7 protein-coding genes are annotated in these 7,103 nt (G+C 68.7%); 5 read left to right on the forward strand and 2 right to left on the reverse strand.

Annotation, left to right across the window (positions count from 1 at the left end):
• The first annotated feature begins 7 nt into the window (after positions 1 to 7).
• The gene (locus FK531_RS21205) at positions 8 to 1,165 is read left to right on the forward strand and encodes an acyl-CoA dehydrogenase family protein (RefSeq protein WP_142103011.1); all 1,158 of its coding nucleotides are present in this window, start codon (positions 8 to 10) and stop codon (positions 1,163 to 1,165) included.
• A gap of 62 nt (positions 1,166 to 1,227) precedes the next feature.
• A complete protein-coding gene (locus tag FK531_RS21210) occupies positions 1,228 to 2,448 on the forward strand; it encodes a hypothetical protein (RefSeq protein WP_142103013.1) in 1,221 nt (406 codons plus the stop codon).
• Between the two features lie 3 nt (positions 2,449 to 2,451).
• On the opposite strand, the gene FK531_RS21215 is transcribed toward FK531_RS21210, so the two are convergent.
• Positions 2,452 to 3,075 (reverse strand): TetR/AcrR family transcriptional regulator, encoded by a 624-nt coding sequence (locus FK531_RS21215; RefSeq protein WP_142103015.1) that lies wholly within the window; start codon positions 3,073 to 3,075, stop codon positions 2,452 to 2,454.
• Between the two features lie 165 nt (positions 3,076 to 3,240).
• Between FK531_RS21215 and FK531_RS21220 the strand changes: the two genes are divergently transcribed.
• The 3 genes from FK531_RS21220 (at position 3,241) to FK531_RS21230 (ending at position 6,049) form a co-directional block, all read left to right on the forward strand.
• Positions 3,241 to 4,419, forward strand: a complete 1,179-nt coding sequence (locus FK531_RS21220) for an acyl-CoA dehydrogenase family protein (protein ID WP_142103017.1) — start codon at positions 3,241 to 3,243, stop codon at positions 4,417 to 4,419.
• A 9-nt stretch (positions 4,420 to 4,428) separates the two neighbouring features.
• A complete protein-coding gene (locus FK531_RS21225; RefSeq protein ID WP_142103019.1) occupies positions 4,429 to 5,562 on the forward strand; it encodes an acyl-CoA dehydrogenase family protein in 1,134 nt (377 codons plus the stop codon).
• Between the two features lie 286 nt (positions 5,563 to 5,848).
• A complete protein-coding gene (locus tag FK531_RS21230; protein ID WP_142103021.1) occupies positions 5,849 to 6,049 on the forward strand; it encodes a hypothetical protein in 201 nt (66 codons plus the stop codon).
• Between the two features lie 84 nt (positions 6,050 to 6,133).
• Here the strand turns inward: FK531_RS21230 and FK531_RS21235 are convergent, their stop codons facing one another.
• Entirely contained in the window at positions 6,134 to 6,883 is a 750-nt protein-coding gene (locus tag FK531_RS21235; protein ID WP_142103023.1) for an HD domain-containing protein, read from the reverse strand.
• Positions 6,884 to 7,103: the final 220 nt, after the last annotated feature.

Raw genomic sequence — 7,103 nt, forward strand, 5'->3', positions numbered from 1 at the left:
GGCAGTCATGGATTTCACGTTGACCGAGACCCAGCAGAGCATCCGGGCGCTCGCCGCGGAGTTCGTCGACCGCGAGATCGTCCCGCACATCCAGGAATGGGACCGACGCGAATCCGTCGACCTCGACATCGTGGCCAGGCTCGGTGAGCTCGGCTTCCTCGGGCTGACCATCGACGAGCACTACGGCGGCACGGAGGTGGACATGCTGTCCTACGTGCTGGTCACCGAGGAACTCGGCCGCGGCGACTCCTCGGTGCGCGGCATCGTGTCCGTCTCCCTCGGGCTCGTCACCAAGACCATCGCTGCGTACGGCACGGAGGAGCAGAAGGAGCAGTGGCTGCCGCGACTGACCAGCGGCCACTCCCTGGGCTGCTTCGCGCTCACGGAACCGGACAGCGGCTCCGACGCCGGCTCGCTGCGGACTCGGGCCAGCCGGGACGGCGACGACTGGGTGCTCTCCGGCGAGAAGATGTTCATCACGAACGGCACCTGGGCGGACGTGGCACTGGTCTTCGCCCGCACCTCCGACGAGGGTGCGCGCGGCATCACCGCGTTCCTCGTCCCGACGGAGAGCGACGGCTTCGACGCCAAGCTCATCCACGGCAAGCTCGGCCTCCGCGGCCAGTCCACCGCGGCGCTGTCGTTCCAGGACGTGCGGATCCCGGATGCGGCGCGGCTCGGCGAGGTCGGCAAGGGCTTCGGCATCGCGATGTCCGCGCTCGCCAAGGGCCGGATCTCCGTGGCGGCGGGCAGCGTCGGGGTCGCGCAGGCCGCTTTGAATGCCGCGGTCGAGTACTCCACCCAGCGCACCCAGTTCCGCGGTCCGATCGCGGGCAAGCAGTTGGTGCAGGAACTGCTCGCCGATTCCGCGGTCGCCATCGAGTCCGCGCGGCTGCTGACCTGGCGGGCCGCGAGCATGGTCGACGCGGGTGCCACCTCCAAGGAGTTGACGCTGCCCGCGTCGATGGCCAAACTCGCTGCCAGCGAGGCCGCGGTCGCCGTCTCGAACAACTGCCTTCAGGTGTTCGGCGGCTACGGTTTCATCGACGAGTTCCCCATGGGCAAGTACCTCCGAGACGCGCGGGTGCTCACGCTCTACGAGGGCACCAGCCAGGTGCAGAAACTGATCATCGGGCGGGCGCTGACCGGCGTCGACGCCATGTGACGTGGCCGGGGTCGCCGAACTTCTGGAACAGTGGTGTTCTGACGGTCCAGCAGGGAGGCCCCATGTCCGACGGCATGCACACGCCGGCCGCGGTGGAGACCGGTGCCCAGCGCCGCGCTCGAATCACCGCACAGGTCCGCACGTGGTGTGAGGAGGCGCGGATCGGTGACACGTCGACGCCGGTCGGGATTCACCGCGAACTGTCCGCCGCCGCCGCGCTGCTGATCGCGGCCGGATATCTCGACGAGCCGACCCGCGCGGTGCTGGCCGCCCGCCGGCTCGCCGGTCGCGGGCTCCCGGACGTCGGCGGGTTCGGCGACCTACGGCTGCTCACCGACGACTACGTCCGACTCGACCGCAAGGCCGCGGGCATGCGCCCCGGCGCGATGCAGGCGTTGACCGCCCACCGGGCCGGCGAACTCGGTCGACGCCTGCAGGCGGCCCGCTCACGCTTCGTGCACTCGCCGCCGCATCATGCGAACGGTGTGCGCACGATCCGGCGTGACCGGCGCGACGGCGTGCACCTGGAACTGCCGCAGCGGGAGGCGTTGTTCGCGGCGTTGCAGCGAACCCCGACGCCGTTGAACGAGGGGCGGGGGCCTGCGGATCAGGCGACCTCGGCCGCGCTGGCCGCGGCCGCGGACCGATTGGCCGGGTTGACCGAGCGAACCCCGTGGGCGGCGATGGGTCGCCGGGCGGCGGATGCTCTCGGGGGTGTGGCGGGCCAGCCCGGTGACCGGTTCGTGGATCGCTTCGACGCGTTGCTGTTCCTGGCCGGCACCCTCTTCGACCGGATCGACGGCTCCGTCGCGTGGCATTCCGAGCACTTCGCGATCCAGCGGGTCCAGCTCGACCTGGCAGAGGAGCTGACGCAGATCGCCGTGGACGCCGTCGCGCTCCGTGGGATCGGCGGCGAGCTGTTCGCGGCGTCGAATGCCGCGCGCACCGAGGCCGCCCGCACCCAGATCCGCGCCCGGCAGCGCGCGCTGGTGCCGGTCTGGGACCAGCTGGTCGACCGGGTGGCGGCGTTGGCGAGGATCGGCGACTTGCTCGCGGACGCCGAGGACCAGTTGCAGTCCATGGCCGCGGTGCAGCGCACGATGAGCCTGGACTCGCGGATCGACGAGCTGATCGCGCGCTCGGGCAGCCGCGAATTGTCCGCGGACAACATCCATTTCGTCGGCGATCAGATCGGTGGGGTGGACGAGCTGATGATCAGCTACCAGAACCTGCTGCACGGGGACATCCTGGCGTTGCGCACCAGGCCGGGCCGGGACGGCTGACGGTCAGTCGCGGGCGCCGACGAGCCGCAACGCGAGTTCGCTGTACAGCTCCGCGACCGCATCGGGGTCGGTGAAGCCGCCGCTGGGGAACCAGCGGCACACGTCGACGCACAGCGAGTTGATGGCGAGGTTCACGCCCTCGACGTCCGGGACGACGAACGATCCGTCCTCGGCGCCGGCCCGCACGATCCGCTTGACGATCCGGCTCACGTCGCGACGAAGCCCGATCACCGTGCGGTAGTGCTCGGGGGACAGGGCGGTCAGCTCGTACTGCACCACCCGGCCGCGTGCGTGATGGGTGGCGTGCCAGCCGGCGAACGCACCGACCACTGAGCGCAATCGGATCGTGGGGCTCTGATCGGACTGGTCGGCCTCGGTGAGGACCTCGATACACCGCCGGTGGCCCTCGTAGCTGATCGCGTAGAGGAGTTCTTCCTTCGACTTGTAGTGCGGATACATCGCGGCCGGGCTGAGGCCGAGGCGGGCGGCGATGTCGCGGGTGGTGGTGCCGCCGTACCCGTTCTCGGCGAAGGCCTCCACGGCGGCTGCGCGGATCCTGGCCGCGGCCTTCGAGTTGCTCACCACGGCGGTGCCCGTCGTGTCGGGCAGGGCATCGGGTCTCGACATGCTCACCTGCGCCTTTCGTTCCGGTCCCGGGCCTTGACAACGGCCAGCTACCCGACGAGTATAAGCATGCGCTTAGATAATGAGCGAGCGCTTATTTTTGAGAGGCGCACGCACTCGACAGACTCGACCCGTTGCCGGCCCTCGATCTGACCCAGAAAGCACATAATGAACCTGAAACTCACTGACGAGGAACTGAAGTTCCGCGACGAGATGCGCACGTTCTTCACGACGCAGATCCCCGCGGACATCCGTGAGCGGGCCGCGGGCGGCGGCGGAGAGCTGACCCGCGAGGACTTCGTCACGACGCAGCAGATCCTCAACGCGAACGGACTCGCCGTGCCGCACTGGCCGGCCGAGTGGGGCGGCAAGGACTGGACCCCGGTCCAGCGTCACCTCTGGCTCGACGAGATGCAGCTCGCGTCCGTGCCGGACCCGCTGGCGTTCAACGCCGACATGGTCGGCCCGGTGATCGCGGCGTTCGGGTCGCAGGAGCAGAAGGAGAAGTTCCTGCCCGGCACCGCGAACCTCGACATCTGGTGGTGCCAGGGCTTTTCCGAGCCGGAGGCCGGATCCGACCTCGCCTCGCTCAAGACTCGTGCGGTGCGTGACGGCGACAGCTACATCGTCAACGGCCAGAAGACCTGGACCACCCTCGGCCAGCACGCCGACTGGATCTTCTGCCTGGTGCGCACCGACCCGAACGCACCGAAGCGTCAGGCCGGCATCTCGTTCCTGCTGATCGACATGAAGACCCCGGGCATCACCGTCCGCCCGATCAAGCTGATCGACGGCGGCTACGAGGTCAACGAGGTGTGGTTCGAGGACGTGCGCGTCCCGGTCGAGAACCTCGTCGGCGAGGAGAACGCCGGCTGGAGCTACGCGAAGTTCCTGCTCGGCAACGAGCGCACCGGCGTCACCCGCGTCGGTTCGAGCAAGGCCAAGCTCGCGAAGGCCAAGAAGTACGCCGCGCAGACCGCGATCGGCGACGGAACCCTGCTCGAGGATCCGCTGTTCGCGGCGCGTCTGGCCGAGCTGGAGAACGAACTGCTCGCGCTCGAACTGACCCAGCTGCGGGTGGTCGCCAGTTCCGCGGACGGCAAGCCGAACCCGGCGTCCTCGCTGCTCAAGCTGCGCGGGTCGGAACTGCAGCAGGCCGCGACCGAGATCCTCATGGACGTGGCAGGCCCCGACTCGCTGCCGTTCGACGGCGGAGACGAGATCGCGTCCCCGAGCTGGGCGCAGCGCAGCGCCCCGGTCTTCCTGAACTTCCGCAAGGTGTCCATCTACAGCGGGTCGAGCGAGGTTCAGCGCAACATCATTTCCTCCTCGATTCTCGGATTGTGAGTAGCAGCCATGGATTTCGAACTCAATGACGAACAGGTCATGCTGCGCGACACGACTCGTGAGCTGCTGAGCCGCAGCTACGACGCCGAGAAGCGCAACACCGTCACCGCCTCCGGTCAGGGCTGGAGCACCGAGGTGTGGGGCAAGCTCGCCGAGATCGGTCTGCTCGGTCTGCCGTTCTCCGAGGACGACGGCGGCATGGGCGCAGGCCCGGTCGAGACGATGACCGTGATGAACGAGATCGGCCGCTCGCTCGCGCCGGAGCCGTTCCTCGACGCCGTGCTCACCCCCGGCGGACTGGTTGCCGAGGTCGGCAGTGCCGAGCAGCGCGCCAAGATCCTGCCCGGTGTCGCCGAGGGTGACACCCTGCTCGCGTTCGCACACGACGAGCCGGGCAGCCGCTGGCCGAACCAGCGGGTCGCCACCGTGGCCGCCGGCGCAGGAGACGGCTGGACCGTCACCGGCACCAAGAACCCGGTGCTGCACGGAGATTGCGCGGGCACCCTCGTGGTCAGTGCGGCGCTGCCCGACGGCGGAGTCGGCCTGTTCCTGGTCGAGGCCGACGCGTCCGGCGTGACCCGCAAGGCCTACGCGACCCACGACGGCCTGCGCGGCGCACAGATCGTGTTCGCGGACGCGCCCGCGCAGCCGCTCGGCGACGGTGGCGACGCCTCCGCCGCGATCATCGGCGCGCAGGTCCGCGCCCAGGCGGCGTTGTGTGCCGAGGCCGTCGGCGCAATGGGCGAGGCGCTGCGTCTGACCACCGACTACCTCAAGCAGCGCAAGCAGTTCGGGGTGCCGCTGGCCAAGTTCCAGGCCCTGACGCAGCGCGCAGCCGACATGTACGTCGAGCTCGAGTTGGCGAGCAGCATGAGCCTGTACGCCACCATGTCCCTCGCCGACGGCGTCGTCGACCCGACCATTGCCTCGCGCGCCAAGCTGCAGGTCAGCCGCGCCGCCCGGCACATCGGGCTCGAGGCCATCCAGATGCACGGCGGCATCGGCATGACCGCCGAGTACCCGGTGGGCCACTACGTATCGCGGCTGACCGCGATCGGGCACACCCTCGGCAGCGCCGACGATCACCTGCGAGTGCTGGCGGGCAAGGTCGCCGACTACGAGATGGTCGAGATCGCGGAGTAGCCACCGCCCCGACTCCGCCCCGCCCCAGGGTGATGGGATCCTTCAACCAGGTAGACCTGGCGAAGGTTCCCATCACCCTGGGTTTTTTCGTGTTCGCGGAATCTTTCGACGGGTTTCGCCGCGCCTCACACAGGAATGGCTTGATCGGCGCTAACGTGCGATGCGGAATTGAACAGCGAGCACGGAACTGAACGAGTCCGGGCCCGGCGTGCGAGCGGCCACTGTCACCCTCGCGCGGATCGAAAGTAGTCGAGTCTGCAGATCGTCTCCGAGTAGGTGTTTGAAGATGACCACTCTGTCCCCTCCCGCACGAAAGACCCTCATTGCCTGCGTGTTCGTCGCAAGCGTGGTGGGCGCGGCGTTCGGCGTGTACGGACTGAACGTCGAGATGGCCGTGGTCTGGCTCATCGTCGCGTCCGTCTCCGGCCTCTATCTGCTGAAGCTGCGCGCGGAGTCGCGCGGGCGCCTGGAGCGCCGCTCGGAATAGGCGGCGCCCGGTCGGTCGGCCCCGACTGTCCTCGTGTCGAGAACGGTGCCGGCACGGGTGGTCCGCGTCGGGAACTGCACCTGACTATCCGAGTCGATCCGCGATCCGGTCGAGGTGACCGCGAATCTGAATCAGGCCGTCGGCCGACACCGGTAGGTCCGCCTCCACGGTGTCGAGGACGGACCGGAACACGGGGACGAGAGGCCGGTACTTGTCGGAAAGGCGCTGGCGCCGTGTCAGGTCCTCGACGTACTGGACGCTGCCCGCGTTGTCGACGAAGTCCACGAACTTCACCAGGAACACCCGCGGCTCGCCGACCACGCTCGTGACGTGGTCGGCGTAAGCCCGGTGTCGATCCTCGGTGGAACTCGTGTCGAGGGGATTGGTCACCGCCGCGACGAGGGCGGAAGTGCGGTCGCCGAAGTGCCCGGCAATCAGCTCGAGGGCCCGGGACTGTGCGCCGGCCGCGTCGAATGCGGCTGCGTCGGGTCCGTCGAACAGCGAGATCACCTCCGCGGGGCAATCCTCGACGGTGTCGTGCAACGCGGTGGCGCACAGCGTTGCCTCGTCGACGCACCCGTAGCGGAGGAGTCGGAGCACGTTACGGAACGGGTGCCCGATGTACGGCTGCCCGCGCCCGTCCTTGCTCGGGTTCCGGACGTCGTTGCGATGGGCGAAGGCCGCCAACTCGAGGGCGTCGGTGAACAGATCGCTCGACGCCCGGAGCTCGGCCGCGCGATGCGAAATGGCGAAGCTCAGCAGGGCGGGGTCCATCTCCTTGAGATCGAGTCCGGCCAGCACTCGGCTCATCGCTGCGGTGAATCGGGACGTCATGCCCTTCTTCCTACTGTCCAGAGGGCCGACAGCGCGGCGATTTCGGGGCCGTCGGCCGGCCTCGACACGGGTTCTCGTCGCCTGCGGCCCTGTGACCAGGCGATTTGACGTGGTGTGGGTCGTCGCGTAACTTTTGTCGAGTCAGAGCGACACGGACACCGACCCGGACCGAGAGGTGCGGGACACGAGGTTGGACGAAGGCGCCTGGCCAATCCGAAGT

It is taken from the genome of Rhodococcus spelaei, assembly GCF_006704125.1.
Taxonomy (GTDB): Bacteria; Actinomycetota; Actinomycetes; order Mycobacteriales; family Mycobacteriaceae; genus Rhodococcus_G; species Rhodococcus_G spelaei.

What these genes read in the sequence shown, in the direction of transcription:
- FK531_RS21210 (WP_142103013.1), top strand. Translation starts at nt 1,228, where the DNA reads ATGTCCGACGGCATGCACACGCCGGCCGCGGTGGAGACCGGTGCCCAG.
- FK531_RS21205 (WP_142103011.1), top strand. Translation starts at nt 8, where the DNA reads ATGGATTTCACGTTGACCGAGACCCAGCAGAGCATCCGGGCGCTCGCC.
- FK531_RS21215 (WP_142103015.1), bottom strand. Translation starts at nt 3,075, where the DNA reads ATGTCGAGACCCGATGCCCTGCCCGACACGACGGGCACCGCCGTGGTG.
- FK531_RS21235 (WP_142103023.1), bottom strand. Translation starts at nt 6,883, where the DNA reads ATGACGTCCCGATTCACCGCAGCGATGAGCCGAGTGCTGGCCGGACTC.
- FK531_RS21225 (WP_142103019.1), top strand. Translation starts at nt 4,429, where the DNA reads ATGGATTTCGAACTCAATGACGAACAGGTCATGCTGCGCGACACGACT.
- FK531_RS21220 (WP_142103017.1), top strand. Translation starts at nt 3,241, where the DNA reads ATGAACCTGAAACTCACTGACGAGGAACTGAAGTTCCGCGACGAGATG.
- FK531_RS21230 (WP_142103021.1), top strand. Translation starts at nt 5,849, where the DNA reads ATGACCACTCTGTCCCCTCCCGCACGAAAGACCCTCATTGCCTGCGTG.